32 protein-coding genes, 2 pseudogenes and 1 riboswitch are annotated in these 25,567 nt (G+C 71.2%); of the genes and pseudogenes, 20 read left to right on the top strand and 14 right to left on the bottom strand.

From position 1 onward, the window contains the following. Positions 1-86: 86 nt before the first annotated feature. A complete protein-coding gene (locus LWP59_RS09410) occupies positions 87-1,022 on the top strand; it encodes a LysR family transcriptional regulator (RefSeq protein WP_144642037.1) in 936 nt (311 codons plus the stop codon). Between the two features lie 3 nt (positions 1,023-1,025). Here the strand turns inward: LWP59_RS09410 and LWP59_RS09405 are convergent, their stop codons facing one another. From LWP59_RS09405 to hemW, 4 genes are all read right to left on the bottom strand, one after another. Continuing rightward, the gene (locus LWP59_RS09405) at positions 1,026-1,343 is read right to left on the bottom strand and encodes a hypothetical protein (RefSeq protein ID WP_144642038.1); all 318 of its coding nucleotides are present in this window, start codon (positions 1,341-1,343) and stop codon (positions 1,026-1,028) included. A gap of 12 nt (positions 1,344-1,355) precedes the next feature. Then, on the bottom strand, positions 1,356-1,772 hold the full coding sequence (locus LWP59_RS09400) for a hypothetical protein (RefSeq protein WP_144642039.1): 417 nt from the start codon (positions 1,770-1,772) through the stop codon (positions 1,356-1,358). Continuing rightward, positions 1,769-2,098 (bottom strand): sigma factor-like helix-turn-helix DNA-binding protein, encoded by a 330-nt coding sequence (locus LWP59_RS09395; protein ID WP_229857288.1) that lies wholly within the window; start codon positions 2,096-2,098, stop codon positions 1,769-1,771. The genes LWP59_RS09400 and LWP59_RS09395 overlap by 4 nt, the downstream gene beginning before the upstream one ends. A 191-nt stretch (positions 2,099-2,289) precedes the next feature. Beyond that, the gene (gene hemW / locus LWP59_RS09390; protein ID WP_229857289.1) at positions 2,290-3,438 is read right to left on the bottom strand and encodes a radical SAM family heme chaperone HemW; all 1,149 of its coding nucleotides are present in this window, start codon (positions 3,436-3,438) and stop codon (positions 2,290-2,292) included. Here hemW and LWP59_RS40910 point away from each other — a divergent pair. The 14 genes from LWP59_RS40910 to LWP59_RS09330 all read left to right on the top strand — a co-directional run bounded on the left by LWP59_RS40910 (position 3,400) and on the right by LWP59_RS09330 (position 14,223). After that, positions 3,400-3,600: a putative leader peptide gene (locus LWP59_RS40910; RefSeq protein WP_407653056.1), complete on the top strand. Its 201-nt coding sequence runs from the start codon at positions 3,400-3,402 to the stop codon at positions 3,598-3,600. The genes hemW and LWP59_RS40910 overlap by 39 nt on opposite strands. A gap of 116 nt (positions 3,601-3,716) precedes the next feature. Beyond that, the gene (locus LWP59_RS09385; protein ID WP_144642041.1) at positions 3,717-5,414 is read left to right on the top strand and encodes a nitrite/sulfite reductase; all 1,698 of its coding nucleotides are present in this window, start codon (positions 3,717-3,719) and stop codon (positions 5,412-5,414) included. After that, on the top strand, positions 5,411-5,563 hold the full coding sequence (locus LWP59_RS09380; protein ID WP_144642042.1) for an Insertion element protein: 153 nt from the start codon (positions 5,411-5,413) through the stop codon (positions 5,561-5,563). Before LWP59_RS09385 ends, LWP59_RS09380 begins: the two co-directional genes overlap by 4 nt. Next, on the top strand, positions 5,560-6,264 hold the full coding sequence (locus LWP59_RS09375) for a phosphoadenylyl-sulfate reductase (RefSeq protein WP_144642043.1): 705 nt from the start codon (positions 5,560-5,562) through the stop codon (positions 6,262-6,264). The genes LWP59_RS09380 and LWP59_RS09375 overlap by 4 nt, the downstream gene beginning before the upstream one ends. Positions 6,265-6,273: 9 nt before the next feature. After that, positions 6,274-7,197 (top strand): sulfate adenylyltransferase subunit CysD, encoded by a 924-nt coding sequence (cysD, locus tag LWP59_RS09370; RefSeq protein WP_144642044.1) that lies wholly within the window; start codon positions 6,274-6,276, stop codon positions 7,195-7,197. Further along, complete coding sequence (locus tag LWP59_RS09365) at positions 7,197-8,498, top strand: sulfate adenylyltransferase subunit 1 (protein WP_144642045.1); 1,302 nt, start codon at positions 7,197-7,199, stop codon at positions 8,496-8,498. The genes cysD and LWP59_RS09365 overlap by 1 nt, the downstream gene beginning before the upstream one ends. A gap of 76 nt (positions 8,499-8,574) precedes the next feature. Further along, complete coding sequence (locus LWP59_RS09360; RefSeq protein WP_144642046.1) at positions 8,575-9,594, top strand: ABC transporter substrate-binding protein; 1,020 nt, start codon at positions 8,575-8,577, stop codon at positions 9,592-9,594. 28 nt (positions 9,595-9,622) lie between these two features. Then, positions 9,623-10,423: an ABC transporter ATP-binding protein gene (locus LWP59_RS09355; RefSeq protein WP_144642047.1), complete on the top strand. Its 801-nt coding sequence runs from the start codon at positions 9,623-9,625 to the stop codon at positions 10,421-10,423. Continuing rightward, on the top strand, positions 10,410-11,285 hold the full coding sequence (locus LWP59_RS09350; protein ID WP_144642048.1) for an ABC transporter permease: 876 nt from the start codon (positions 10,410-10,412) through the stop codon (positions 11,283-11,285). The genes LWP59_RS09355 and LWP59_RS09350 overlap by 14 nt, the downstream gene beginning before the upstream one ends. Then, positions 11,282-11,986 carry a sirohydrochlorin chelatase gene (locus LWP59_RS09345; protein WP_144642049.1) on the top strand — a complete coding sequence of 235 codons (705 nt, stop codon included), beginning with the start codon at positions 11,282-11,284 and terminating at the stop codon, positions 11,984-11,986. Before LWP59_RS09350 ends, LWP59_RS09345 begins: the two co-directional genes overlap by 4 nt. A gap of 20 nt (positions 11,987-12,006) precedes the next feature. Further along, a complete protein-coding gene (locus tag LWP59_RS09340) occupies positions 12,007-12,888 on the top strand; it encodes a TIGR03854 family LLM class F420-dependent oxidoreductase (protein ID WP_144642050.1) in 882 nt (293 codons plus the stop codon). A gap of 87 nt (positions 12,889-12,975) precedes the next feature. Then, positions 12,976-13,161: a hypothetical protein gene (locus LWP59_RS40645; RefSeq protein WP_308431684.1), complete on the top strand. Its 186-nt coding sequence runs from the start codon at positions 12,976-12,978 to the stop codon at positions 13,159-13,161. 1 nt (position 13,162) lies between these two features. Beyond that, on the top strand, positions 13,163-13,405 hold the full coding sequence (locus LWP59_RS40640) for a Uma2 family endonuclease (protein WP_326489615.1): 243 nt from the start codon (positions 13,163-13,165) through the stop codon (positions 13,403-13,405). Between the two features lie 44 nt (positions 13,406-13,449). After that, positions 13,450-14,223, top strand: a complete 774-nt coding sequence (locus tag LWP59_RS09330; protein ID WP_144642051.1) for an enoyl-CoA hydratase family protein — start codon at positions 13,450-13,452, stop codon at positions 14,221-14,223. Between the two features lie 2 nt (positions 14,224-14,225). Here LWP59_RS09330 and LWP59_RS09325 read toward each other — a convergent pair whose 3' ends face one another. The 3 genes from LWP59_RS09325 to LWP59_RS09315 are packed head-to-tail and all read right to left on the bottom strand — an operon-like array spanning position 14,226 to position 15,199. Beyond that, on the bottom strand, positions 14,226-14,588 hold the full coding sequence (locus LWP59_RS09325; RefSeq protein ID WP_144642052.1) for a barstar family protein: 363 nt from the start codon (positions 14,586-14,588) through the stop codon (positions 14,226-14,228). 13 nt (positions 14,589-14,601) lie between these two features. Next, positions 14,602-14,988 carry a ribonuclease domain-containing protein gene (locus LWP59_RS09320; RefSeq protein ID WP_144642053.1) on the bottom strand — a complete coding sequence of 129 codons (387 nt, stop codon included), beginning with the start codon at positions 14,986-14,988 and terminating at the stop codon, positions 14,602-14,604. A 10-nt stretch (positions 14,989-14,998) separates the two neighbouring features. Beyond that, on the bottom strand, positions 14,999-15,199 hold the full coding sequence (locus LWP59_RS09315; protein WP_144642054.1) for a hypothetical protein: 201 nt from the start codon (positions 15,197-15,199) through the stop codon (positions 14,999-15,001). 43 nt (positions 15,200-15,242) lie between these two features. Here LWP59_RS09315 and LWP59_RS09310 point away from each other — a divergent pair, with 43 nt between their 5' ends. After that, positions 15,243-16,208, top strand: a complete 966-nt coding sequence (locus LWP59_RS09310) for a quinone oxidoreductase family protein (protein ID WP_144642055.1) — start codon at positions 15,243-15,245, stop codon at positions 16,206-16,208. A gap of 114 nt (positions 16,209-16,322) precedes the next feature. Next, on the top strand, positions 16,323-17,294 hold the full coding sequence (locus LWP59_RS09305; protein ID WP_144642056.1) for an alpha/beta hydrolase: 972 nt from the start codon (positions 16,323-16,325) through the stop codon (positions 17,292-17,294). Positions 17,295-17,298: 4 nt separating this feature from the next. On the opposite strand, the gene LWP59_RS09300 is transcribed toward LWP59_RS09305, so the two are convergent. Next, positions 17,299-18,345 (bottom strand): NAD(P)H-dependent flavin oxidoreductase, encoded by a 1,047-nt coding sequence (locus tag LWP59_RS09300; protein ID WP_144642057.1) that lies wholly within the window; start codon positions 18,343-18,345, stop codon positions 17,299-17,301. A gap of 33 nt (positions 18,346-18,378) precedes the next feature. Between LWP59_RS09300 and LWP59_RS09295 the strand changes: the two genes are divergently transcribed. Next, positions 18,379-18,822, top strand: a complete 444-nt coding sequence (locus LWP59_RS09295) for a pyridoxamine 5'-phosphate oxidase family protein (protein WP_144642058.1) — start codon at positions 18,379-18,381, stop codon at positions 18,820-18,822. A 3-nt stretch (positions 18,823-18,825) separates the two neighbouring features. Here LWP59_RS09295 and lepA read toward each other — a convergent pair whose 3' ends face one another. Further along, the gene (gene lepA, locus LWP59_RS09290) at positions 18,826-20,676 is read right to left on the bottom strand and encodes a translation elongation factor 4 (RefSeq protein WP_144642059.1); all 1,851 of its coding nucleotides are present in this window, start codon (positions 20,674-20,676) and stop codon (positions 18,826-18,828) included. Between the two features lie 111 nt (positions 20,677-20,787). On the opposite strand from lepA, the gene LWP59_RS09285 reads away from it, so the two are divergent. Continuing rightward, complete coding sequence (locus LWP59_RS09285) at positions 20,788-21,405, top strand: class I SAM-dependent methyltransferase (RefSeq protein WP_144642060.1); 618 nt, start codon at positions 20,788-20,790, stop codon at positions 21,403-21,405. Here LWP59_RS09285 and LWP59_RS09280 read toward each other — a convergent pair. The 4 genes and pseudogenes from LWP59_RS09280 to LWP59_RS09260 all read right to left on the bottom strand — a co-directional run. Continuing rightward, on the bottom strand, positions 21,392-21,583 hold the full coding sequence (locus LWP59_RS09280; RefSeq protein WP_144642061.1) for a hypothetical protein: 192 nt from the start codon (positions 21,581-21,583) through the stop codon (positions 21,392-21,394). The genes LWP59_RS09285 and LWP59_RS09280 overlap by 14 nt on opposite strands. Before the next feature lie 13 nt (positions 21,584-21,596). After that, on the bottom strand, positions 21,597-21,977 hold the full coding sequence (locus LWP59_RS09275; protein ID WP_144642062.1) for a VOC family protein: 381 nt from the start codon (positions 21,975-21,977) through the stop codon (positions 21,597-21,599). Between the two features lie 21 nt (positions 21,978-21,998). Then, a pseudogene (locus LWP59_RS09270) lies at positions 21,999-22,439 on the bottom strand (EamA family transporter); the annotation flags it as partial. Between the two features lie 360 nt (positions 22,440-22,799). Further along, positions 22,800-23,237 (bottom strand): annotated as a pseudogene (locus LWP59_RS09260) (EamA family transporter); the annotation flags it as partial. Between the two features lie 352 nt (positions 23,238-23,589). Between LWP59_RS09260 and rpsT the strand changes: the two are divergent. Further along, positions 23,590-23,850, top strand: a complete 261-nt coding sequence (gene rpsT / locus LWP59_RS09255; RefSeq protein ID WP_144646163.1) for a 30S ribosomal protein S20 — start codon at positions 23,590-23,592, stop codon at positions 23,848-23,850. 490 nt (positions 23,851-24,340) lie between these two features. On the opposite strand, the gene holA is transcribed toward rpsT, so the two are convergent. Further along, positions 24,341-25,321, bottom strand: coding sequence for a DNA polymerase III subunit delta (holA, locus tag LWP59_RS09250; protein WP_144646164.1), 981 nt, complete (start codon positions 25,319-25,321; stop codon positions 24,341-24,343). A gap of 111 nt (positions 25,322-25,432) precedes the next feature. Continuing rightward, positions 25,433-25,565, top strand: a riboswitch (SAM riboswitch). The last annotated feature ends 2 nt before the right edge of the window (positions 25,566-25,567 follow it).

The following is a 25,567-nucleotide window of genomic DNA, read 5'->3' as shown; positions in this document are numbered from 1 at the left end:
TTGACGGCGTAGTTGCGCAACGACCGGATAAGGGTTCCATTATGAGGGCAGATCAACTGCCCACCGCGGGCCTAGACTCCGGCGGCGTGACCCTCGGTCAGCTCAGTGCCTTCGTCCTGGTCGCCCGCCTCGGCTCGGTCACCGACGCCGCGCGGGCGATGGGTGTCAGCGAGCCGGCCGTGTCGCAGGCACTCGCGGCGCTGCGCAGCCATCACGGCGACAAGCTGATCGTGCGTACGGGCGGCGGGATGACGCTCACGCCGGGCGGCAGCCGGCTGCTGCCCATCGCCTCGCAGATGGTCGCGCTCGGCGCGGACGCCGACGCGGCGGTGCGGGAGGCCAACGGGATGGCCGAACGGCTGCAGGTGGCGGTGACCAGCACGCTGGCGGAGTTCGTGGCGAACCCGTTGCTGGAGGCGTTCGGCGTGCGCTCGGGTCTGCCGGTCGACGCGTCGGCCGGGCTCGCCCGCACGGCCGAGATGCCGGTCCTGCTCGGCAGCCGCCTCGCCGACGCCGCGCTGGGACCTCAGCTGGACGGCGGCCTGGACAGCACCCCGATCTTCCGGTGCTCGCTCGTCGCGGTCGCGTCGCCGAGAGCCCGCCACCGCGGCAGTCCCGCGAAGTGGCCCTGGCTGGTCGACCCGTCGGGAGCCGACCCCGACAGCGAGACGGCTCAGCTGCTGAACCGGCTCGGCGTGGCGGACCCGGAGATCAGCGTGTTCCCCAACCAGACGGCGGCCTGGTCCGCCGCGGCGAGCGGCAACGGGGTGTCGGTCGCCATCGAGCATCTCGTCGCGCCGCAGCTGCGCCGCGGCGAGCTGACCGTCGTTCCGGTGCCCGGCACCCCGGCCACGATGTGCTGGTACCTGACCACCCTGCCGCGCGACCGCCTCTCCAGCGCGGCGGCCGCGCTGCAGCACTTCCTGACCACCCCGGCGGCGATGCAGGTCATGCGCTCCCCGGGCGCCGGTGTGCCGCCGTCGCGGTTCCGCCCGCCGGTGTACGTGACGATCTGGAGCTGAGCCTCAGTTCACGACGGCGGACGCCGCGATGGCCTCGAGCACGTTCTCGTCGGCGCTCTGGGCCTCCACCACGACCTGGAAGCGGTCGTCGATGCGCCGTGCCACCGCGGGCGTGTCGGGCGGCCCGGCCGCGGTCGGCCGGCTCGTCGCGCTGTCGACGCGCTGCGGGCTGCCGGCCGGGAGCAGCGTGGCCGTCACGCACTGGCCGTCCACCCCGCGGCCGTCACGGCAGAGCACCACGCTCTCGTCGTCGGACGTCCTGGTCCACGAGTTCAGCGTGAGCTCCTGCGGCGCCCGCAGTGACCGGATCGCGCCCTGCACGGCGGTCGGCGTCTACCGGACCTCCCCGGCCAGCTGCAGCAGCCCGTCCTGGTCGAGCGGCGCCGACTGGACCACCAGCCAGTGCCCGGGTGCGGCGTGCCAGGACACCTGCCGCTTCCCGCCGCCGAGCTCCCGGACGGCGACCAGGTCGCCGTGCAGCGTCGCCGAGGTCGCCGCGCTGGTGGTCCCCAGCTCCGGGTCCGTGTCGGTCGCTGTGACACCGACCGCTCCCCCCGGGCCGGAGTACTGCGCGCTCGTCTCGTGCACGCCGACGGACCAGTACGTCAGCCGGTACCCCGAATCCGCGAGGGAGAAAGACAGCTCCGGGGCGGCGACCGTGGTCGCGACCGACGCGGCGACCGGGAGGTCCGGTGCTCGGTCCGGCTGACGCAACGCCGCGGCGCCCAGGCCGAGGCCGACCGTCGTCACGACGACCGCCGTGACGGCACCGGCCAGCGCCGCCGGATGTGCAGGGGCGACAGGCCCCGCGAGATGTGACTGCGCACGGTCCCGACCGCGCAGCCGAGCACTTCGGCGATCTCGTCGTCGTCGCGGTCCTCGTAGAACCGCAGCACGATCGCGGCCTGCTGGCCGCGGCTCAGCCCGGCCAGCAGCCCGGCGAGCTGGGCGTGGTCGGCGATGCGCGCCGACGGGCCGGGTACGCGCGGCTCACGGAGACGGGTGATGTCCGGGGCAGACTGGACCGTGCGCTGGTACCAGCGCCGCCGCCACGACAGGTAGCCGTTCACGACCATCTTGCGCAGGTACAGGTCCGGACGGTCGGTGCGCGTCCTGCACCAGGTCCTGCGCGAGGTCGCGGTCCCCGGTCAGGACGGCCGCGAACCGCACCAGCCCGGGTAGCTGTTCCCGGGGGAAGTCCTCGAAGTGCACACCCTGGAGATGCCGCGACCCCACCAGGCGGTTACAGTTCGCGGGAGAAATTTTCTCAGGCGGCCAGCCGGCGCACCACGGCGTCCGCGAGCAGGCGGCCGCGGTCGGTCAGCACCGCGCGCCCCTCACGTAGCCACCCGGCGTCCAGCAGCCCCTCCGCCGCCGCCGCCGACGACTCACGCAGGCCGTCGCCGTCGAGTGCGTCCAGGGGCAGGCCCTCGGCCAGGCGCAGCTCGAGCATGACCCGTTCCAGATGCCGGTCGTCCTCGGTCAGCACCTCGCGCCCGGCCTCGGGCGACTTGCCCTCCGCGAGCAGTGACGCGTACTTCGCCGGGTGCTTGACGTTCCACCACCGCACGCCGCCGGCGTGGCTGTGCGCCCCTGGCCCGGCGCCCCACCAGTCCCCGCCACGCCAGTAGCCCAGGTTGTGCCGGCACCGCGCGTCCTCCGACGCCGCCCAGTTCGACACCTCGTACCAGGTCAGCCCGGCCGCGGACAGCTTCGCGTCGATCAGCTCGTAGTACTCGGCGAGCACGTCCTCGTCGGGCATGGGCAGCTCGCCGCGCCGCACCCGCCGGGCGAGCGCCGTGCCGTCCTCGACGATCAGCGAGTACGCCGAGAGGTGGTCGACCCCGGCGGTGAGCACCGCGTCCAGCGAGGCCTGCAGGTCCTCGACGCGCTCGCCGGGCGTGCCGTAGATGACGTCGAGGTTCACGTGCTCGAAGCCCGCCGCGCGCGCCTCCTTCGCCGCCTCGACCGGCCGGCCCGGCGTGTGCACGCGGTCGAGGACCTTCAGCACGTGCCGCGCGGCGGACTGCATGCCCAGCGACACCCGGTTGTAGCCCGCCGCGCGGATCCCGGCGAAGAACTCGGGCGAGGTCGACTCCGGGTTCGACTCGGTGGTCACCTCGGCGTCCGGCGCGAGCCCGAAGCTGCCCCGGACGGCGTCCAGCACGGCGGCCAGCCCATCGGCCCCGAGCATCGACGGCGTCCCGCCGCCGACGAACACGGTCTCGGCCGGGCGCGGGCCGAGCTGCCGGACCCCGAGGTCGAGCTCGCGCTTCAGCCCCTCCAGCCACGAGGCGGGCGACGCGGCCGAGCCGAGCTCCCCGGCCGTGTAGGTGTTGAAATCGCAGTAGCCGCACCTTGTGGCGCAGAAGGGCACATGGACATAGACGCCGAACACCCCTCCAGTGTCCCTCATGTCAAGAGGCGTGATGCTGGTCCCAGGATGCGGACGTGGCTGGACCACCATCTGGGCCCGTGGCACGCTGGTGACGTGACTCCTGCCGGTGTGCTCCTCGTGGCTCGTCGCCACGTCGACCTCCGGCGCGTCGCGAGCGCACTGTGCCGCACGTCTCACTGACGCCGCAACCACCACGATCGATGGACAGCGGGCGTCGGGCGCCGCGGACTTCTCCCCCGCCTCGACCTCAGGGGACCGCTGTGCGCCGACGCCTCCGATGACCCGGAGGAATCCTCATGGCTTCGCCGACGCGCGAAACTTCCCCCACCCGCACGGCGCGTGTCAAGCAGCGGCGCGGCGAGGGCCAGTGGGCGCTCGGCTATCGCGAGCCGCTCAACCCCAACGAGCGCTCGAAGAAGGACGACCACCCGCTCAACGTCCGCGCGCGCATCGAGAACGTCTACGCCCACGGCGGGTTCGACTCGATCGACCCGGGTGACCTGCGCGGGCGCTTCCGCTGGTACGGCCTCTACACCCAGCGCAAGCCCGGGATCGACGGCGGGCGCACCGCCACCCTCGAGCCGGAGGAGCTCGACGACGAGTACTTCATGCTGCGGGTGCGCATCGACGGCGGCGATCTGACCACCGAGCAGCTGGCCGTGATCGGCGAGATCTCGCAGACCTACGCCCGCGACACCGCGGACATCACCGACCGGCAGAACGTCCAGTACCACTGGATCCGGATCGAGGACATGCCCACGATCTGGGAGAAGCTGGAGGGCGCCGGGCTGACCACGATGACCGCCTGCGGCGACAGCCCCCGCGTCATCCTCGGCTCGCCGTTGGCCGGGATCGCCGACGACGAGGTCATCGACGGCACCCCGGCGATCGACGAGATCAAGCGCCGCTACCTCGGCAAGCCCGAGTACGCCAACCTGCCGCGCAAGTTCAAGACCGCGGTGTCGGGCCTGCAGGACGTCGCGCACGAGATCCACGACGTCGCGTTCGTCGGCGTGGAGCACCCCGAGCACGGCCCGGGCTTCGACGTGTGGGTCGGCGGCGGCCTCTCGACGAACCCGATGATCGGGCAGCGGCTGGGCGCCTGGGTGTCCCGGGACGAGGTGCCCGAGGTGTGGGCCGGGGTCATCTCCGTGTTCCGCGACTACGGCTACCGGCGACTGCGTTCGCGCGCGCGGATCAAGTTCCTGGTCAAGGACTGGGGCGCCGAGAAGTTCCGGCAGGTTCTCGAGGACGAGTACCTCGACCGCAAGCTGGTCGACGGGCCGGCGCCCGAGGTGCCGCAGGTGCAGCGCGACCACGTGGGCGTGCACCGGCAGAAGGACGGAAACTTCTACGTCGGCGCCGCGCCGGTCGCGGGCCGCGTCTCCGGCTCGCTGCTGATCGCCACCGCCAAGGCGGCCGAGCGCGCCGGGTCGAACCGCGTGCGGCTGACCCCGCTGCAGAAGCTCGTCGTGCTCGACGTGCCCGAGGCCGAGGTCGCGGGCCTGCAGACGGAGCTGGCCGAGCTGGGCCTGCCGACCGAGCCGAGCCCGTGGCGCCGCGGCGTGATGGCCTGCACCGGTATCGAGTTCTGCAAGCTCGCGATCGTGGAGACCAAGGCGCGCGCCCGGGAGGTGGTGACCGCGCTCGAGGAGCGGCTGGCCGACATCCAGGCGGACCTGGACAACCCGGTCAGCGTGCACATCAACGGCTGCCCCAACTCCTGCGCCCGGATCCAGACGGCCGACATCGGGCTCAAGGGCCAGATCGTCACCGACGACGAGGGCAACCAGGTCGAGGGCTTCCAGGTGCACCTTGGCGGCGGGCTGGGCCTGGACGCCGGGTTCGGCCGCAAGCTGCGCGGGCACAAGGTGACCGCCGACGAGCTGATCGGCTACGTCGAGCGGATCGTGCGCAACTACCACGCGCAGCGCGCCGAGGGCGAGCGGTTCGCCCAGTGGGTGGCGCGCGCCGACGAGGGCGATCTCCGATGAGCGAGCGCGCGACCCCGTACTACTGCCCGTTCTGCGGTGACGAGGACCTGCGTCCCACCGAGGAGGACAGGGGCTGGCTGTGCGGCGCCTGCCGGCGCGTCTTCACTGTGAATTTCCTGGGAATCCGGCTACCGGAGGGAGCGAAATGACCGCGGTCACCGCCAAGGAAGAGCTGAAAGCGTTGGCGGACAAGGCATCGGTGGAACTCGCGGACGCCACCGCTCGCGAAGCGCTGGACTGGACCGTGGGAACTTTCGGTGACGACTTCATCGTTGCCTCGAACATGCAGGACGCGGTGCTGATCGACCTGGCCACCCAGGCCAAGTCCGATGTGGACGTCCTGTTCCTGGAGACCGGTTACCACTTCGCCGAGACCATCGGCACCAGGGACGCCGTCGCGACGGTGTACCCGCACGTGCGGATCGTCAACGCGCAGGCCGAGCAGTCGGTCGCGGAGCAGGACGCGCAGTACGGGCCGAAGCTGCACGAGCGCGACCCGAACCAGTGCTGCCACCTGCGCAAGGTGGTGCCGCTGCGCAACACGCTGGCGAAGTACTCGGCGTGGGTCACCGGCGTGCGCCGGGTGGACGCACCGACCCGCGCGAACACCCCGATCATCACCTGGGACGAGCGCAACGGGCTGGTGAAGATCAACCCGATCGCGCCGTGGACCGACGAGGAGTTCCGCGCCTACATCGACTCGCACGGGATCCTGGAGAACCCGCTGGTGTCGGCGGGTTACCCGTCGATCGGCTGCGCCCCCTGCACGGCGAAGGTCAGCCCGGGCGCCGACCCCCGCAGCGGCCGCTGGGCCGGCCAGTCCAAGACCGAGTGCGGTTTGCACGGCTGAGAGGAACCGATGACAACGCTGGAGATCCCCGCAACCGACGCCGCCACCGACAACCTGGCGGCGCTGGAGTCCGAGGCCATCCACATCTTCCGCGAGGTGGCGGGCGAGTTCGACCGGCCGGTGATCCTGTTCTCCGGCGGCAAGGACTCGACCCTGCTGCTGCACCTCGCGATCAAGGCGTTCTGGCCGGCACCGGTGCCGTTCCCGCTGCTGCACGTGGACACCGGGCACAACTTCGACGAGGTGATCGCCTTCCGCGACCAGGTCGTCGAGAAGCACGGCCTGCGCCTGATCGTGGCGAACGTGCAGGACTGGATCGACGACGGCCGCCTGGCCGAACGCCCCGACGGCACCCGCAACCCGCTGCAGACGCAGCCGCTGCTGGACACCATCACCGAGCACAAGTTCGACGCGGTCTTCGGCGGCGGCCGCCGCGACGAGGAGCGTGCCCGCGCCAAGGAGCGGATCTTCAGCCTGCGCAACGCGTTCGGCCAGTGGGACCCGCGCCGCCAGCGTCCCGAACTGTGGAACCTGTACAACGGCAGGCACCGTCCGGGGGAACATGTGCGGGTGTTCCCGCTGTCGAACTGGACCGAAGCCGACGTGTGGAACTACATCGCGCGCGAAAACGTCGAGCTGCCCTCGATCTACTACGCGCACCGGCGCAAGGTCTACCGGCGCGACGGGATGTGGCTCACCGAGGGTCCGTGGGGCGGCCCGCGTGACGGCGAAGAGGTCAAGGACCTGACCGTGCGCTACCGGACCGTCGGCGACGGCTCGTGCACGGGCGCGGTGGAGTCGGACGCCGGCACGGTGCAGGACGTCATCGCGGAGGTGCTGGCGAGCAGGCTCACCGAACGCGGCGCGACGCGCGCCGACGACCGGTTGTCCGAGGCCGCCATGGAGGACCGCAAGCGAGAGGGCTACTTCTGATGAGTTCACTGCTTCGCCTTGCCACCGCGGGGAGCGTGGACGACGGGAAGTCCACCCTCGTCGGCAGGCTGCTGTACGACACCAAGTCCGTGCTGGCCGACCAGCTCGACGCGGTCACCCGCGCGAGCGTCGACCGCGGACTGTCCACTCCGGACCTTTCGCTGCTCGTCGACGGGCTGCGCTCGGAGCGCGAGCAGGGCATCACGATCGACGTGGCGTACCGCTACTTCGCCACCCCGAAGCGGTCCTTCGTGCTCGCCGACACCCCCGGCCATGTGCAGTACACCCGCAACACCGTCACCGGCGCCTCCACCTCGCAGCTGGCGATCCTGCTGGTGGACGCGCGCAAGGGCGTGATCGAGCAGACCCGCAGGCACGCGGCCGTGCTCGCGCTGCTGGGCGTGCCGCGCCTGGTGCTCGCGGTGAACAAGATCGACCTCGTCGACTACGACGAGGAGACCTTCGCGGTCATCGCCAAGGAGTTCACCGACCACGCCACCTCCCTCGGCTATGCGCCGGGCTCGGTGCTGTCGATCCCGGTGTCCGCGCTCGTGGGCGACAACGTGGTGGACCGCTCGGACAGGACACCGTGGTACGAGGGCCCGACGCTGCTCGATCACCTGGAGAACGTGCCCGCCGCCCCGGACCCGCACGACGCGGCGTTCCGGTTCCCGGTGCAGTACGTGATCCGCCCGCGCACGCCCGAGTATCCCGACTACCGCGGCTACGCGGGCCAGGTCGCGGCGGGCACGGTCCGTCGCGGCGACCAGGTCGTGGTGCTGCCCGCCGGGCTGCGCACCACGGTCGAGCGCATCGACACCGCCGACGGCGTGCTGGACGAGGCGGCCGCGGGCGTTTCGGTCACGCTGCTGCTGGCCGACGACTTCGACATCTCCCGTGGGGACGTCATCTCGGCCGCGGCCGACGCGCCGGTGCCGACCGACGAGCTCGCCGCGACCGTGGCGTGGCTGTCGGAGAAGCCGCTCAAGGCAGGGGCACGGGTGCTGGTCAAGCACGGCACCCGCACGGTCCAGGCCTTCGTCGAGGAGCTGTCGTCCCGCTTCGACGAGCAAAAGCTGTCCACTGTGGACGCGCCTGGCTCGCTGGAGCTCAACGAGATCGGGCAGGTCCGCATCCGCACCGCGGAGCCGCTGCCCGTCGACGACTACGCCGTCAACCGCCGCACCGGCTCGTTCCTGGTGATCGACGCGGGCGACGGCGCCACCCTCGCCGCGGGTCTGGTCGGCGCACCGCTGCCGGTGCTGCGCGCCGACCGCGACGTGGTCTCCCCCGGTCCCTGACAACGAAAACCCGAAAGGTCCGTCCGTGAGAACTGTGCGACGCAGTACCCGAGTGCTGGCTGTGACACTGTCGTTGATGGCTGCGGTGGCCGGGTGTTCGCGGGCCGACCGGAGCGACAGCTCCTCCGCCGCCGCCACGACCGGTGGCACCCCCGCCACCGAGGTGCGGCTGGGCTACTTCCCCAACGTCACGCACGCCTCCGCGCTGATCGGGCTGGACAAGGGGTACTTCACCCAGGAGCTGGGCGCCGGCACCAAGCTCACCCCGACCAAGTTCAACGCGGGCCCGGACGAGGTCTCGGCGTTGCTCGGCGGCTCGCTCGACATCGGGTTCATCGGCTCGGGCCCGGCGATCAACGCGTTCGCCAAGTCCGACGGCGACGCCGTGCGGCTGATCTCCGGCGCGACCTCCGGCGGCGCCCAGCTCGTGGTGAAGCCGGAGATCAACACCCCGCAGGACCTGCAGGGCAAGATCGTCGCCGACCCGCAGGCCGGCAACACCCAGGACGTCTCGCTCAAGAAGTGGATCTCGGACCAGAAGCTCACCGGGGTCAACGTGCAGAGCGAGGACAACGCGGTCACCCTCGACCAGTTCCGCAAGGGCGCGATCGCCGGCGCGTGGCTGCCCGAGCCGTGGTCCTCGCGGCTGGTGGCCGACGCCGGGGCCAAGGTGCTGGTGGACGAGAAGAGCCTCTGGCCCGACGGACAGTTCCCCACCACCGTCCTCGTGGTGCGCACGCAGTTCCTCACCGAGCACCCGCAGACCGTGCAGGCGGTGCTCAAGGCGGTCCTCGACGCGAACAACCTGGCGTCGGGCGACCCGAACGAGGCCAAGGCCGCGGTGAACCGCCAGCTGAAGTCCCTGAGCGGCTCGGCCCTCACGCAGCCGGTGCTCGACCGGGCGTTCGCCGACATCACGCTGACCACCGACCCGCTCGCCTCGCGCTTCCCGCAGCTGGCACAGGACCAGGTGACGGCCGGGATCGCGAAGAGCGCGGCCAAGCTCAACGGGTTCTTCGACCTCACCCCGCTCAACGCCGTGCTCACCGAGGCCGGCAAGCCGACCGTGAGCGCCGCGGGACTCGACCAGAAATGACCTCCACCCAGGAAGGCAGGCGAATCCGATGACCGCCACTTTGGACGGCTCGGCCGTGCGGCCCGCGACGGACAGTGCCGTGCGCCTGGCCGGAGTGCACAAGACGTTCGGGCAGGGCGCGCACAGCGTGCCCGCGCTCGCGGGGGTCGACCTCGACGTCGCGCCGGGCGAGTTCGTCTGCCTCCTGGGCGCGTCGGGCTGCGGCAAGACGACGCTGCTGAACATCATCGCGGGCCTGGACCGGCCGACGACGGGCGAGCTGGAGCTCAACAGCTCGCGCCCGGCGGTGATGTTCCAGGAGGCCGCGCTGATGCCGTGGCTCACCGCGTCCGCCAACGTGGAGCTGCCGCTGCGGCTGGCCGGAGTGCCGCGTGCGGCCCGCAAGAGCCGCACCATCGAGCTGCTGGACCTGGTCCGGCTCGGCGGTGTCGGTGGCAAGCGGCCACACGAGCTGTCCGGCGGGATGCGCCAGCGCGTCGCGCTCGCGCGGGCGCTCGCCTCGGCACTGCACACCGGCGGTTCGTCCGATGTCCCTTCCCTGCTGCTGATGGACGAGCCGTTCTCCGCGCTCGACGCGATCACCCGCGACGTACTGCAGGCCGAGCTGCTGCGGGTGTGGCGCTCGACCGGCGCGGCGGTCGTGTTCGTGACCCACGACGTGCGGGAGGCCGTGCGCCTGGGCCAGCGGGTCGTGCTGCTGTCGTCACGCCCGGGGCGGGTCGTGCAGCAGTGGCAGGTCGGCGACCTCTCCGGCGCGGAGGAAGCCGAGACCGTCGACGTCGTCAACCAGCGCCTGCGTGAGGTGATCTCCAGTCATGCCACGGCTTGACGACCTCGACGCGGCTGTCGAGGCAGGCCTCGACGCGCTGAACACACCGCCACCACAGGACGCCGGGCGCAGCCGCGCCCGGCGGTTCCTGTGGGCGGTGCTGCCGCCGGTCGCGTTCCTCGTGGTCGTCATCGCCGTCTGGCAGGGGTTGTGGGCCGCCGCGTTCTGGCCCGAGTACCAGCTGCCCGCGCCGATCGCGGTGTGGGACGAGCTGTGGTCCAAGATCTCCGACGCCCAGGCGCTCGGGTTCATCTGGACGTCGGTGCACCGCGCGGTACTCGGGTTCCTCGTCGCGATCGTGATCGCCACGCCGCTGGGCCTGCTGGTGGCGAAGGTGCGGGTGGTCCGGTCGGCGATCGGGCCGTTCCTGTCGGGGCTGCAGAGCCTGCCGTCGGTGGCCTGGGTGCCGGCCGCGGTGCTGTGGTTCGGCGTCACCCCGACGGCGATGTACGCCGTGCTGCTGCTGGGCAGCGTGCCGTCCATCGCGAACGGGCTGGTGGCCGGGATCGACCAGATCCCGCCGATCCTGCCGCGGGTCGGCCAGGTCATGGGCGCGGGACGGCTGAAGGCGTCGTGGCACATCCTGCTGCCGGCCGCGCTCCCCGGCTACCTGGCCGGGCTCAAGCAGGGCTGGGCGTTCTCCTGGCGGTCGCTGATGGCGGCGGAGATCATCGCCACCTCGCCGTTGCTGGGCAAGGGTCTCGGCGCGTACCTCGACGACGGGCGCACGCTGTCGGACATGCCGACGGTGATCTCCGCGATCGTGCTGATCCTGCTGGTGGGCGTGGGCATCGAGCTGCTGGTGTTCCGGCCGCTGGAGCGCTCGGTGCTGCGCACCCGCGGGCTGGCGGGGACGCCGTGACGGGCGCCCCGCTCGTAGTGGTCGCACACGGCAGCCGGGATCCCCGGTCCGCCGCGACGATCCGTGCCCTGGTCTCGGGTCTGGACGCGCGCGTGTCTTTTTTGGACCTGTCCGAGCCGCTGCTGACCGACGTGCTGCGCTCTTTGTACGCCGAGGGGCACCGCGAAGCAGTGGTGGTGCCGCTGCTGCTCGGCCGCGCCTACCACGCCCGGGTCGACCTGCCCGCGCTCGTCCTCGAGGTACCGCGGCTGCGCGTGTCCATTGCGGACGTGCTCGGCGCCGATCCGGTGCTGGAGGACATCGCGCTCGACCGGCTTCGCGAGGCCGGCGCGGATCCGGCGGACCCGGAGCTGGGCGTCGTGCTGGCCGCGGTCGGGTCCTCGCAGGCGCCGGCGAACGCGGCGGTCACCGAGCTGGCCCGGCGGTGGCACAGGCGTTATCCGATGCTCGTCACCGCCGCGTTCGCGAGCGCGACGAAGCCCGACGTGCCCGCGGCGATGGCGAAGCTGCGTGCGCGCGGCGCCCGGCGCTTCGCGGTGGCGTCGTGGTTCCTGGCGCCCGGCCTGCTCCCGGACCGGATCGCGCACCTGGCGCGCACGGCGGAACCCACGGTGGCGCTGGCGGATTCCCTCGCCCCGGACCAGCGGATCGCCGAACTGGTGCTCGAGCGCTACCACTCGACACTCGCTCGCGCCGCCTGAACCCGCGTACCGTGGGCGGTATGAAGATCCGCATCGGCGTTGGCCTTGGCGCGGAGACCTCCCCCGCCGAGCTGAGGGGAATCGTCGACCGGCTCGAAGCGGCCGGGATCGACTCGCTGTGGTTGTCGGAGCACGTGTATTCCGACGGGGTGGACCCGTTCATCGGGATGGCGCACGCGCTCGCACGCACGACCCGGCTCAAGGTCGGCACGTCGGTGGCGGTGCTGCCGGGGCGGCATCCGGTGCTGGTGGCCAAGCAGCTCGCGTCGCTGGCGGCGCTGACGCCGAAGCGGGTGCTGCCGGTGTTCGGCCTGCGGCCCGCGCGCCGGTCGGAGCGGGACCTGTTCGAGGTGCCCGACGGCCGCCGCGCGGACGTGTTCGACGAGTCGCTGCGGCTGCTGCGTTCGGTGCTGTCGCGGGAAAGCGTGGACTTCGCGGGCGAGTTCTTCAAGCTCGACGGGGTGCGCGTCGGGCCGCGGCCGGCCTCGCCACTGGACATCTGGCTGGGCGGTTCGGCGCCGGCGGCGTTCCGCCGCATCGGCCGTTACGGCGACGGCTGGCTCGGCAGCTTCCTCCCCCCTGCCGACGCGCTCGCCGCCCGCGAGGCGATCGAGTCCGCGGCGGCGGAGGCGGGGCGTGAGATCGAGCCGGACCACTACGGGATGAGCCTGCTCCTCGCCGACGGCGGCATCACCCCGGAACTGGCCGCCGCGGCGCGCGCCCGCCGCCCGGACGCCGACCCGGCCTCGATCCTGGCCGCCAGCTGGCCCGACCTGCACCGCCTGCTGGACGCGTACATCGAGGCGGGGCTGACGAAGTTCGTCGTGTACCACCGCGGCCCCCAGCCGTTCAGCGAGTTCCTGGACGCCTTCGTGACGGAGCTGCTGCCGCGGCAGAACTGAGCGATGATAACCGCGGACAGACGTGCGAGACCGCGGTTTTGGCTGGTAGCGGGCCTTGCGATAGTGACGGCGACGTAAGGAGAAGTTGTGCCTGCGCTTCCACAGCCTCAGGTCGATGGCGAACCCCATCTGCTGACGGTCGCGGAGTACGCGGCGCTCGGCGAGACCGAGCCGGGTTACACCGAGCTTCAGGAAGGCCGCCTGTTGATGTCGCCGAGCCCCCGACCCGTGCACAACATCGCATCCCTGGAATTGGTTCTCCCGCCGCGCTGACCTGATCGTCGTCACTCGCGAAGGCCTCGAGCGGGCCGAACGGACCGGAGGCCTGATCAAAGCGGCCGACGTGCTGATCGTCGTCGAGATCGTCTCGCCCGGCTCGCATCGGATGGACACCGTGGTGAAGCACGGCGAGTACGCCGATGCCGGCATCCCCTACTACTGGATCGTGGATCTGGACGAGCCGCTGTCGCTCGTCGCCTGTCACCTCGAACTGGATTTGGCACGCCTGCGGCCCTGACCGCGGGGCTCAGCCACGACCGCGCCTTGTGGCAAGGTGTTGCCATGGCTGACGAACTGGTCCACTACGCGGTGACGAGTGGCGCCGCGACGATCACCTTGGACTCGCCGCACAATCGCAACGCCCTGTCCGCCCAGTTGCGCCGCGAGCTGCGCGCGTGCCTCGCCAAGGCGCGTGACGACGAAGCCGTGCGCGTCATCGTGCTCACCCACACCGGGCCGGTCTTCTGCGCGGGCATGGACCTGAAGGAGGCCCGCGGGGCGGGCGCCGGCGACCAGGGAGTCAACGAGTTCCCCGAGATCCTCGAGCAGCTCTGGAACAGCCCGAAGCCCGTCGTGGCGCGGCTGGCCGGGCCCGCACGCGCCGGTGGCGTCGGCATGGTCGCCGCGTGCGACATCGCCGTCGCGGTCAAGGAGGCCACCTTCGCGTTCTCCGAGGTCCGCATCGGCGTGGTGCCTGCCGTCATCTCGCTCGTCGTGCTCCCGCGCATCGCACCGCGCGCCGCGCAGGAGCTGTTCCTCACCGGCGAGGTGTTCGACGCCGGCCGCGCCGCCGACATCGGCCTCATCACCGCGGCGGTGGACGCCGAGAAACTCGACGACGAGGTCAGCCGCTACGTCCGCGCCCTCGCCCTCGGCGGCCCGAACGCGCTGGCCGCGACCAAGGAGCTGCTGGCGAGCCCGAAGCCGCCCACGCCCTCGGCCGGGTTCAGCGCGATGAACGCCCTCTCCGCCCGCTTCTTCGCCAGTGAAGAAGGGCAGGAGGGCATCGTCGCCTTCGCCCAGAAGCGCAAGCCGAACTGGGTGCCGGCCGACTGAGCTCAGTCGTCGGAGAGCGCGAGCGTCAGGCGGCGGCTGTCGGCCCGGTCGCCGCCCGGCGCGAGCGCGCGCTCGGCGTCCGAGAGCACGCTGCGGATCGCCAGGTACGCCCTCGGATCCGCCGCCTTCAACGCGTCCGAGCCGGACCAGATGAGCACGTGCTCGCCGCTGGGCAGCCAGGACAGGTCGGTGAGACAGTCGTAGAGGGCGTCGAGGTTCCGGCCGAACCACTCCGGGAACGACAGGGCCGCCGCGATGGCATCCAATGTGGACAGCTTGTCCACCGGACGGTCCGCCATCACGTGCGAGTAGGCGCCGCGGGCGCGCGCGTGGTCCCTGATGGTCTTGATACTGGTGTGCTCCATGGCCTTCAACTTGCTATTTGGTGGGATCGACGAGGACGAAGGAGACGTAGTGGTCACCTGTGTAGTACAACTCCTGTGACCCGCCGGTGATGAGGCGTCTGGGACCGCGGTCCGCGCTGCCCGGCGTGGGCACGGTGTACTCATGGTAGTAACCGGTCTGCTTCTGCGGCAGGACCTTCTCCCGGTTCTCGTACACGACACCGTCGTTGCGCGGATACGGGAACGGGCCACCCCGCTGGATCAGCCGCCAGGTCTGGCTCGCCTCGGCCGGCAGCGCGGACAGCGCCTTCGTCTGCATCCCGGAGTCGACGCCGCTGCCGAGATCCTTGACCAGCCAGCCGCCGAGGACGAGCACGAGCAGCCCGACCAGGGCAACGGTGATCCGCCTTCTGCTAGACACCCGCGCTACCTTAAGACCGAGGTGGACAGTCCTCGTCACGGGACGGCCGCAACCAGGCCGCCACCCGGTCCACGATCCGGTCGATCAGCCACGCCACCCCGAGGCACAGCGGCCCGAGTACCGCGATGACCAGCACGAACTGCAGCGGGAACCACAACTGCGCGAGCCACAGCTCCGCGTTGTCCCACCAGTTGGCCAGTCCGACGAACACGGATCACAGGGTACGCCCGGGCGGGGCGAGGTAGTTTGCTGGCATGTTCGCCGTGTATGCCAAAGAAGCCAACTACGACAACCCGCTCGACTCACTCGTCGTCGGCGAGCGTCCCGAGCCCGAAGTGCCCGAAGGCTGGGTCAAGGTGGCCGTCCGCGCGGCCAGCCTGAACATGCACGACCTCTGGACCCTGCGCGGGGTGGGCATCAAGGCCGAGCAGTTCCCGATGATCCTCGGCTGCGACGGCGCCGGGGTGCTCGAGGACGGCACCGAGGTCGTGCTGCACTCCGTGGTCAACGCGCCCGGCTGGCAGGGCGACGACACGCTGGACCCCAAGCGCACCCTGCTCACCGAGAAGCACCAGGGCACCTTCGCCGACCAGGTGGTCGTGCCCGCCCGCAACGCCGTCCCCAAGCCCGCCGGCCTGTCCTTCAGCGAGGCCGCGACGATGGGCACCGCCTGGCTGACCGCGTACCGGATGCTGTTCGTCAAGTCGGGCCTGCGCCCCGGCCAGACGATGCTGGTGCAGGGCGCCTCGGGCGGCGTGTCCACCGCCCTGGTGCAGCTGGGGCGGGCCGCCGGGTTCCGGGTGTGGGTCACCGGCCGCAGCGAGGAGAAGCGGGCGCTGGCCGAGCAGCTGGGCGCGCACCAGACGTTCGAGTCGGGCGCACGGCTGCCCGAGCGGGTGGACGCGGTGTTCGAGACGGTCGGCAAGGCGACCTGGGGGCACTCACTCAAGTCGCTCAAGCCCGGCGGTGTCGTGGTGGTGTCGGGCTCGACCAGCGGCCCCGACCCGAGCGCCGACCTGCAGCGCGTGTTCTTCCTCCAGCTGCGCGTCGTCGGCTCCACGATGGGCACCCGCGACGAGCTGCAGAGCCTGCTGGAGTACGTCGACCTGGCGGGGATCAAGCCGCAGATCGGCGCCGAGCTGCCGCTGACCGACGCGGGGAAGGGGTTCGAGGACATGCTGGCCGGGGACACCGCGGGCAAAATCGTTTTCACTCGCTAACACCGGAAATTCAACCTCTGAGCTGCACAGACGCGGTGCTGACACCGTGCCGACACTCGTTTGTGATCCACTGAATACCGGGGGAAAGTGAGATTTACTCGCTAATCTGGGTATATGACCGCAATGGAGCGGGGAAAGCGAGAGACGCCGGCGTCGTTGCCCGCCGGCCCGGAGCGTATCCGGGTCGGCGAACGCAGCTACGCCGGTGTCCGCACGCGGGTGCTCGAGGTCGGCCCGAAGCGGTTGGTCAAGGGGGCGCCCAGACTCGTCCTCCTGCACGGTTACTGCGACAGCGCAGACACCTGGCGCCCTGTCCTCGATCAGCTCGCCGAGGCGGGAATCTGTGCGATCGCGGTCGACCTGCCGGGCTTCGGCCAGGCGGAGGGCCTGCGCACGGGCCCCATGCTTCCTCAGCTCGACCGGTTCGTCGATGCGGTGCTCAAGGAGCAGACGAAGCACGGCAAGGTGGTGCTGGCCGGCAACTCGCTCGGCGGCACCATGAGCCTGCGCGCCGCTTCCGCCGCACGGCACCCGATCGCCGGCGTGATCTCGATCGCCGCGCCCGGGTTCGTCGACTCGTGGCTGGTCCGCGCGGTCGGCACCTACCCGCTGCGGCTCTGGGCGTCGCTGCCGCTGCCCGTGCCGGGGTTCCTGGTGCGGACCGTCGCGGAGTACGTCGTGCCGCGGCTGTTGTACGCCGACCGCGGCATCGCGGCCGCCGAGCACGTACGCCGCTTCACCAGCCTCTTCCCCGACTACCGCTCGGCCACGACACGGCTCGAGCAGGCGCGTCAGCTGGTCGAGGAGCTCGCCGCCGCCTACGAGAACATCGACGACGTCGCGGTCCCGCTGCTGGTGATCGCCTGCGGCAAGGACCGGCTGGTCAGCGCCGCGGCCGGGCGGCGGCTGCACTCGCTGGTGCCGCACAGCCGCCTGCTGGTCCGGGAGGACTGGGGGCACTGTCCCCAGCTGGACGACCCGATCGCCCTCGCGGACGTCATGGGCTACTTCACCGCCGGCGCGACCCGCAAGCGCAGGAACCGCCGGGTGAAGGCCGAGCCGATGCCGATCGCCGCCGCGGGCTGAGCGCTCAGCCGAGCTTCACGCGGCCGACCGCCGCCAGCGCCTCCTCACGCACCCGCGCGAAGATCTGCGCCGCCGGTCCCGCGGTCGCGAGCGGATAGGTCTGCCCCGCCCACAGGTTGATCCCCTCGGGGTCGCCCGCCTTGCCCGCCGCCGCCCTGACCGGCCGGGTCAGGTGGTGCACCTGCGGATACGCGGCGGGCGCGACCGGGGAGTTCTCGCTCAGGAACCGGTTCACCATCCCCCGCGCGGTGCGGCCGCTGAAGGCCCGCGTGAACGCCGTCTCGCGGCCGCCTTCGGCCAGCGCCTTCTGGTGCGCCGGCTGGGTCCCGGCCTCGTCCGCCCGCAGGAAGGCCGTGCCGAGCTGGGCCGCGACCGCGCCTGCCGTGAGCACCGCCGCCACGTCCGCGCCGTGCACGAGCCCGCCGGTCGCGATCAGCGGCAGGTCGACCTCGGCCGACACCAGCCGCAGCAACGCCAGCAGCCCGTAGCTGCCGCCGCCGGCCGGGTCCGCCGGGTCGTCGGTGAATAGGCCGCGGTGCGCCCCGGCTTCGAAACCCTGCACGCACAACGCGTCCGCGCCCACCTCGGCGGCGCGGACCGCCTCGCCCGGGCTCGTCACGGTCGTGATCACCCGGCTGCCGGCCTCGTGCAGCCGCGCCACGTCCTCCGCCGACGGCAACCCGAAGGTGAACGACACGAACGGCAGCCGCTGCTCGACGACGAGGTCCAGCTTCACCGAGTAGCCGTCGTCGTCCCAGCGCGGCTCACCGGGCTCTGCACCGTACCTGCGCGCCTCCGCCTCGATCCGGGCCACGTAGTCGCTCAGGTCCATAGTGGACCGAGCGCCGGGCACGAAGAGGTTGACACCGAACGAGCCCTTGGTCAGCTCGCGCGTCCGCGCGATCCGCTCGGCCAGCGCGTCGGCCCCGAGGTACCCCGCGGCCACGAAGCCCGATCCCCCGGCCTCGACCACCGCCGCCACGAGCTCGGGAGTGGTCGGCCCGCCGGCCATGGGCGCGACGAGCACCGGGAAGTGCAGTTCTTCGAACATGTCCTCAGCTTAGAAAAGGGATACGGTCGCGTCATGACTGACCTGTCACGCGTGGGCAAGCTCGCACTGGCCGAGCACGGGCTCGCCACCATCGCCGTCGCGCGGGCCGATGGCACCGTGCACGCGTCCGTCGTCAACGCGGGGCTGATCGACGATCCGGTGACCGGCCGGAAGAGCGTCGGCTTCGTCGCGCGCGGCGGCACGCGCAAGCTGGCCCTGCTGCGCGAGAGCGGCCTGGGCACGATCGTGTTCCGGCGCGGGTGGGAGTGGGCGTCCGTGCAGGGCGGCGCGCACCTGATCGGCCCGGACGACCCGGACCCCGCCTTCCCGGCCGACGGCGTCCCCCAGCTGCTGCGGGACGTTTTCGTCGCGGCCACCGGCACCCACGACGACTGGGCCGAGTACGACCGCGTCATGGCCGCCGAACGCCGCTGCGCGGTCTTCATCGCCGCGGAGCGCATGTACGGGAACCCGTGAGCGCTACTTCTTGCCCTTGCCGCCCTTGTCGCTCGACTCGGAGGTCGACAGCGCCGCGACGAAGGCCTCCTGCGGGACCTCGACCCGCCCGACGGTCTTCATCCGCTTCTTGCCTTCCTTCTGCTTCTCCAGCAGCTTGCGCTTGCGCGAGATGTCACCGCCGTAGCACTTGGCGAGCACGTCCTTGCGGATCGCGCGGATCGTCTCGCGGGCGATGATGCGCGACCCGATCGCCGCCTGGATCGGCACCTCGAACTGCTGCCGCGGGATCAGCTCCCGCAGCCGCGTCGCCATCTTGTTGCCGTAGCCGAAGGCCGCGTCCTTGTGCACGATCGCGGAGAAGGCGTCCACCGGCTCGCCCTGCAGCAGGATGTCGACCTTGACCAGGTCCGCGCGCTGCTCGCCGGCCTCTTCGTAGTCCAGCGAGGCATAACCGCGGGTGCGGGACTTCAGCGAGTCGAAGAAGTCGAAGATGATCTCGGCCAGCGGCAGGTGGTAGCGCAGCTCGACCCGATCCTCGGACAGGTAGTCCATGCCCAGCAGCTGACCGCGCTTGCTCTGGCACAGCTCCATGATCGCGCCGATGAACTCCGACGGGGCGATCACCGTGACCTTCGACAGCGGCTCGTACACCTCGGCGATCTTGAAGCCGGTGGGCCAGTCCGACGGGTTGGTCACGACGTGCTCGCTGCCGTCCTCGAGCACCACGCGGTACACCACGTTCGGCGCGGTCGAGATCAGGTCGAGCCCGAACTCGCGCTCGAGCCTGTCCCGGGTGATCTCCAGGTGCAGCAGCCCGAGGAAGCCGCAGCGGAACCCGAAGCCCAGCGCGACCGAGGTCTCCGGCTCGAAGGTCAGCGCCGCGTCGTTGAGCTGCAGCTTGTCCAGCGCCTCGCGCAGCTCGGGGTAGTCCGACCCGTCCACCGGGTACAGCCCGGAGTAGACCATCGGCTTCGGCTCGCGGTATCCCGTCAAAGGGACCTGCGCGCCGTGCTTCTCACTGGTCACGGTGTCGCCGACCCGGGACTGGCGGACGTCCTTCACGCCGGTGATCAGGTAACCCACCTCGCCGACGCCGAGTCCCTTGCTGGGCTTGGGTTCCGGCGAGATGATGCCGACCTCGAGCAGCTCGTGCGTGGCGCCGGTGGACATCATCCGGATCCGCTCGCGCGGCGTGATCTTTCCGTCCACGACACGGATGTAGGTCACCACGCCGCGGTAGGTGTCGTAGACCGAGTCGAAGATCATCGCCCGGGCCGGCGCGTCCGCGTCGCCCCGCGGCGGCGGCACCTGGCGCACCGCTTCGTCGAGCAGTTCCTTGACACCCTGGCCGGTCTTGGCCGACACGCGCAGCACGTCTCCCGGGTCGCAGCCGATGATGTGCGCGAGCTCGGCGGCGTACTTGTCCGGGTCGGCCGCGGGTAGGTCGATCTTGTTGAGGACCGGGATGATGTGGAGGTCCTTGTCGAGCGCGAGGTAGAGGTTCGCCAGCGTCTGCGCCTCGATGCCCTGTGCGGCGTCGACCAGCAGGATCGCGCCCTCACACGCTTCGAGGGCGCGGGAGACCTCGTAGGTGAAGTCGACGTGGCCGGGGGTGTCGATCAGGTGCAGCACGTGGTCCTGGCCGTCGACCTGCCAGGGCAGGCGGACGTTCTGGGCCTTGATCGTGATGCCGCGCTCGCGCTCGATGTCCATCCGGTCGAGGTACTGCGCGCGCATGGCGCGTCCCTCGACCACGCCGGTGAGCTGCAGCATCCGGTCGGCCAGGGTGGACTTGCCGTGGTCGATGTGCGCGATGATGCAGAAGTTCCGGATGAGCTCCGGTGGCGTGAACGTGGTATCGGCGAAGGTCACTGATTTCCTCGGCTCGGTTGTGGGTGCCCTTCCAGTCTCCCATGCCCGGTGCAGGGGGATTTGGGGGTCATCCCCGATGCCGCCGCACGGTGCGAGTGCTGACCTGGAGGTATGAGCACCGCACCTGCCTCCCCCTCGGCCCGGCCGCGAGCGCCGGGTTTCCTCGCGCACGTGCTGGACCGGACGTTCGGTCGTCCCCGTGGCCTGCTGGGCAGGATCGGCGGCGCCGTGATGGCGTGCGGCAACGCCGGCACCGAACGCCATGTCGTGGACGTGGCGATACTCACGTCCGGCGAGACCGTCCTCGTCGTCGGTCCCGGTCCCGGCGTGGGCCTGATGGCGGCCTCCCAGCAGGCCGGGAGGGTCATCGGGGTCGATCCCTCCGAGGAGATGCTCGCGCTGTGCGCGGCCCGGTGCCCGAGCGCCGAGCTGCGGGGCGGCACAGCCGACCGGACCGGGCAGCCGGACGAGTCGGTCGACGTCGTGCTGAGCGTCAACAACGTCCAGCTCTGGGACGACCGCGCGGCCGGCTTCGCGGAGCTGCGGCGAGTACTCCGGCCCGGCGGCCGCCTTGTGCTGTCCACACACGAGAAGTCGCTGCCGGTGCCACGGCACGAGCTCGCCGCCGAGGTCGCCGCCGCCGGGTTCACCGACCTGCAGACCTGGACCTGGAACCCGCCCGGCCCCGGCACGACAGCGGCCGAACTGCGCGCCGTCAGTCCTTCGTGAGGTCCTCCTCGGCGCCGTAGTTGTCGTCCGCGTCGGCCTGTTCCCCGTCGTAGACGGCGGTGCGGCCCACGCCGCGTCGGGTGACGCCGAACCCGTGCAGGCCGACCGGCCCGTAGGTCAGGCGCGAGACGGTGGCGGAGGCCAGCAGGGTGAGTACGAAGGCCGCCCACCAGGCCACGCCGCGCAGCAGGTCACGGCGCCCGGACGTCGGTGCGGATCGGATGGTCCTCCGGGACCTCGACGAGCACGATGCGCAGGCCGTCGGGGTCGGAGATCCAGGCCTCGCGCAGCCCCCACGGCTCCAGCCGCGGCTCGCGGTCGGGGGTGACGCCGTGCCCGGCGAGCTCGGCGACGGCGGCGGCCAGGTCGCGCACCTGCAGCCACACGGCCACGTTCGGCGCGGGGGCGGCGTCGGCCCGGCCGGAGACTTCGAGCAGCCCCTGGCCGAGGAAGAACACCGTGCCGCCGGGGAAGGTCCGGTAGATCGCGAGCCCGAGCACGTCGCGGTAGAACGCGGTCGACCTCTCCGGGTCGGTGGGGCGAAGGAGGATTCGGCTGGTCAACACCTGCATGGCTACTCCCTATCGTAGTTGTCAGGAAGCGGCAATCGCGGCAATTCCGGCGAGCACAACGAGCGACCCGACCAGCCGCCGGACCGGATTGGCCTCGCCCAGCACGAGCCACGCAGCGAACCCGCCGAGCACGATGCTGACCTCCCGGGCGGGGGCGACGAGACTGACCGGCGCCATGCGCATCGCGTAGAGGACGAGCACATAGGCCACCGGCGAGAGCAGCCCCACGACGACCGCTTCCCGCCGGTGCGCGCGCCACAGGGTCCTTGTCCCGCCCTGCCGCAGCGCGACAGGCGCGAGCAGGACGCTCTCGAGCAGGGTGCCGGTGCTGAAGTACACCAACGGCGGGACCGCGAGCGCGTTGACGGAGTGATCGTCCCAAAGCGTGTAGGCGGCGATGGTGACGCCGGTGAGCAGCCCGTAGCCGATCCCGGCCCGCCGCCTCCGCCGGGCGGCCGAACTGGTGGTGGTGTCGGCGGTGGCATGGCCGGCACCGGTGTTGGCGTTGGCGCTGGCTTGACCGGCACCGGTGTTGGCCAGCCCCGTGCCGGTGTCGGTATCGGCGCTGGTGTCGGTATCGGCGCTGGTGTCGGTATCGGCGCTGGCTTGAGCGGCACCGGTGTTGGCCAGCCCCGTGCCGGTGTCGGCGAACCCGGTATCGGGGAGCCCACTGTGGGCGCTGCCGGTAGCCGGGAGCGTGGTATCGGCGCTGGTATGCCTGGTGCCGCCGTCGAGGAGCCCGGTCCCGGCGCTGGTGCCAGTGTCGGTATCGGCCTCGGGGCGCCCGGCGTCGGAGCCGGTGGTGTCGGCACCGGCGCGGGTGCCGGCGCGCCGCGCACTGGAGCCGGTGCCGATCAGCAGCACCCCGGCGACGACCAGAACCGCCCCGACCAAACCCAGGGCACCCGGCCGCTCTCCAAAGAACAAGACAGCCGCGAAGACCGACAACAGCGGGCCACTACCCCGGGCGAGCGGGTACACCACGGACAGGTCACCGACGGCGTACCCACGTTGCAGGATGACGCCGTACAGGACGTGGAAGACGGCGGTCAGCACGGCGGCGAGCAGCCAGGTCCATTGCGGACGCTGCGGCTCGAGGAACAACGTCACGACAGCCACCGGCACGCACACGGCGGCACCCACCGTGTAGTACAGGAAAACGAACCGGGCACCCCCACCGGCCACCCGCTTGGCGGCGAGGTTCCACCCCGCATGGACGAACGCAGCCACCAGGACGAGCGACAGGGCCGTACCGTTCACAGCGGGCCTTTTCCCTTCTGCCGAGCGCCGAAGGTCCAGACCCTGGATATCTCACGCCCAACCCCCATGAGCCACCGCCCCCGCCATCGCGACCCCCGTCACTCGCCCTCCGCCCGTCAGCACCCCCCGTCAGCCGACCCTCCCCGCGTGCGCTGCTGGATGGCGGCGCACGGCCGCCGAATCGCAGTGGCATCCCGTCTCGCGCTGCTTCGACCTACGGGCTGGACCGGCGACACCGGCTGGTAACGTTATTGGTCGTTGCCGTGTGGCATTCCGCCAAGGAGGAAGCCCGGTCCGCCGGGGCCACTGAGACGCGGCAGCGAATACGCCGAAACGATCAAGGAGCGCCCGCGTGGCCAACATCAAGTCCCAGATCAAGCGCATCGCCACCAACGAGAAGGCGCGCCAGCGCAACCAGTCGATCAAGTCCTCGGTCAAGACCGCGATCCGCAAGTTCCGCGAGGCCGCCGAGGCCGGCGACAAGGACAAGGCGCTCGAGCTGCAGCAGGCCGCCGCCAGGAAGCTGGACAAGGCCGCCAGCAAGGGTGTCCTCCACCCGAACCAGGCCGCCAACAAGAAGTCCGCCATGGCGAAGCGCGCCAACCAGCTCTGAGCTGACTCGTTCCGCGCTTTTCAGGAGGCCCGTCACACTGCGGCGGGCCTCCTGCGTTTCTCCTGGTCGACATGCCAATGACGAGCACGACTCGAACTGGGCCCGTCGGGCTACCCCTGCCCGCATCAGCGCAAATCACGCCGCTCGACCGGCCCGGTTCACGCCCGCCTGAGTCGGAGCGTCCGGGTCAGTGCCGGTCGCGGGCGCCGGGATCAGCGCAGTCGTCAGCCGTCCGGACCAACGCCGACCACGAGCGCCCGGGTCAACGCAAGTCACGAACGTCCGGGTCAACGCCGGTCGCGGACGCCGGGGTCAGACGCAGGTCGCCAGGCAACCGGTCAGCGCCGGTCGCGGACGCCAGGGTCAATGCAGGTCCTCAGCCGTCCGGATCGACCCCGGTCGCGGGCGCAGAGGTCAGCACAAGTCGCCAGCCATCCGGGTCAACGCAGCTCACGGGCGCCGGGGTCGGCGCAGGTCACGAACGCCCCGATCAGCGCAAGTCGCGGGCGTCCGCAAGGTCGAGGATCGCTCGTTCGAGCGCGTAGGACGGATCGGCCGCGGCACCTTTGACCTCGGCGTTCACCCGAGCCACGATCGCCATCGCCTTGTTCAGGCCTGCCGCGCCCCAGCCTCGGGCCTGCCCCTGCGCCTTGCGGATCTTCCACGGCGGCATCCCCAGCTCACCGGCCATCTGGTTCGGGTTGCCACGCCCCGCGGCGGACACCCGCGCGATGGTCCGGACCGCGTCGGCGAGGGCGTCGGCCACCAGGACGTGCGGGACGCCGATCTGCTCAGCCCAGCGCATCGACTCGAGCGCCGCGGAACGGTCACCGGCGACGGCGTTCTCCGCCACCGCGAAGCCCGTCACGTCGGCGCGCCCTCGGTGGTACCGCCGTACTGCTTCCTCGTCGACCTTGCCACCGGAGTCGGCGACGAGCTGGGCCGCGGCAGACGCGAGTTCCCGGAGGTTCGAGCCGACCGCGTCGATGAGGGCAGCGACCGCGCTCGCGTCGATGCGCCCTCCCGCTTGCCGGATTTCGTTGCGTACGAACGATTCCCGCTCGGCGGGCTTGGTGATCTTCGGGCAGTCGGCTATCTGTGCACCGGCCTTGCGCAACGCGGCGGGCAATGCCTTCGCCGCCTTGCTTCGGCCGCCGCCGGTGTGCACGACGACGAGCACGACCCCGTCCGCGGGCGACTTGAGGTAGGACAGCACCGCGTCGGCCAGCTCCTGCGAGATGTCCTGCGCGGCGTCGAGCACGATGACCCGCCCTTCGCTGAACAGCGACGGGCTGACGAGCTCGGCGAGCGCGGGAGCGGTGAGTTCGGACACGCGAACCCGGGTCATGTCGGCGGCCGGGTCTACCAGTCGTGCCGAGTCCAGCGCAGCGCGAACGGCCCGCTCGACAAGCAGTTCTTCCTCGCCGAGGACGAGGTGCAGCGACGACGTGGTGGTGGCTGGCGCGGTCACCCCACGATCCTGCCACGGTGACGAAGTCCGCAGGGGCATGGCGTCGATCGCGACCCGTGTCGTATGTTTGTTGCAGCTGCGTTGCCCTCGGGCACGCCGAAAATTGAATACCGCTCATCCAGAGGGGCAGAGGGAACGGCCCGATGAAGCCCCGGCAACCGGCGTCAGCCTGTCATCTCGATTCCGCGAGGTAGCTGACGATCACGGTGCCAATTCCGGCCCGCGCCAGCGGGGCAGATGAGGAAA

This window comes from Amycolatopsis acidiphila (assembly GCF_021391495.1).
GTDB lineage: Bacteria > Actinomycetota > Actinomycetes > Mycobacteriales > Pseudonocardiaceae > Amycolatopsis_E > Amycolatopsis_E acidiphila.
Note: the sequence above shows the minus strand (reverse complement) of the source record. Positions and strands in the feature narration are given on the sequence as shown.

What these genes read in the sequence shown, in the direction of transcription:
- LWP59_RS09395 (WP_229857288.1), bottom strand. Translation starts at nt 2,098, where the DNA reads ATGGTCGTGAACGGCTACCTGTCGTGGCGGCGGCGCTGGTACCAGCGC.
- LWP59_RS40910 (WP_407653056.1), top strand. Translation starts at nt 3,400, where the DNA reads ATGGACATAGACGCCGAACACCCCTCCAGTGTCCCTCATGTCAAGAGG.
- hemW (WP_229857289.1), bottom strand. Translation starts at nt 3,438, where the DNA reads ATGAGGGACACTGGAGGGGTGTTCGGCGTCTATGTCCATGTGCCCTTC.
- LWP59_RS09385 (WP_144642041.1), top strand. Translation starts at nt 3,717, where the DNA reads ATGGCTTCGCCGACGCGCGAAACTTCCCCCACCCGCACGGCGCGTGTC.
- LWP59_RS09380 (WP_144642042.1), top strand. Translation starts at nt 5,411, where the DNA reads ATGAGCGAGCGCGCGACCCCGTACTACTGCCCGTTCTGCGGTGACGAG.
- LWP59_RS09375 (WP_144642043.1), top strand. Translation starts at nt 5,560, where the DNA reads ATGACCGCGGTCACCGCCAAGGAAGAGCTGAAAGCGTTGGCGGACAAG.
- cysD (WP_144642044.1), top strand. Translation starts at nt 6,274, where the DNA reads ATGACAACGCTGGAGATCCCCGCAACCGACGCCGCCACCGACAACCTG.
- LWP59_RS09365 (WP_144642045.1), top strand. Translation starts at nt 7,197, where the DNA reads ATGAGTTCACTGCTTCGCCTTGCCACCGCGGGGAGCGTGGACGACGGG.
- LWP59_RS09360 (WP_144642046.1), top strand. Translation starts at nt 8,575, where the DNA reads ATGGCTGCGGTGGCCGGGTGTTCGCGGGCCGACCGGAGCGACAGCTCC.
- LWP59_RS09355 (WP_144642047.1), top strand. Translation starts at nt 9,623, where the DNA reads ATGACCGCCACTTTGGACGGCTCGGCCGTGCGGCCCGCGACGGACAGT.
- LWP59_RS09350 (WP_144642048.1), top strand. Translation starts at nt 10,410, where the DNA reads ATGCCACGGCTTGACGACCTCGACGCGGCTGTCGAGGCAGGCCTCGAC.
- LWP59_RS09340 (WP_144642050.1), top strand. Translation starts at nt 12,007, where the DNA reads ATGAAGATCCGCATCGGCGTTGGCCTTGGCGCGGAGACCTCCCCCGCC.
- LWP59_RS09330 (WP_144642051.1), top strand. Translation starts at nt 13,450, where the DNA reads ATGGCTGACGAACTGGTCCACTACGCGGTGACGAGTGGCGCCGCGACG.
- LWP59_RS09325 (WP_144642052.1), bottom strand. Translation starts at nt 14,588, where the DNA reads ATGGAGCACACCAGTATCAAGACCATCAGGGACCACGCGCGCGCCCGC.
- LWP59_RS09310 (WP_144642055.1), top strand. Translation starts at nt 15,243, where the DNA reads ATGTTCGCCGTGTATGCCAAAGAAGCCAACTACGACAACCCGCTCGAC.
- LWP59_RS09305 (WP_144642056.1), top strand. Translation starts at nt 16,323, where the DNA reads ATGACCGCAATGGAGCGGGGAAAGCGAGAGACGCCGGCGTCGTTGCCC.
- LWP59_RS09300 (WP_144642057.1), bottom strand. Translation starts at nt 18,345, where the DNA reads ATGTTCGAAGAACTGCACTTCCCGGTGCTCGTCGCGCCCATGGCCGGC.
- LWP59_RS09295 (WP_144642058.1), top strand. Translation starts at nt 18,379, where the DNA reads ATGACTGACCTGTCACGCGTGGGCAAGCTCGCACTGGCCGAGCACGGG.
- LWP59_RS09285 (WP_144642060.1), top strand. Translation starts at nt 20,788, where the DNA reads ATGAGCACCGCACCTGCCTCCCCCTCGGCCCGGCCGCGAGCGCCGGGT.
- LWP59_RS09275 (WP_144642062.1), bottom strand. Translation starts at nt 21,977, where the DNA reads ATGCAGGTGTTGACCAGCCGAATCCTCCTTCGCCCCACCGACCCGGAG.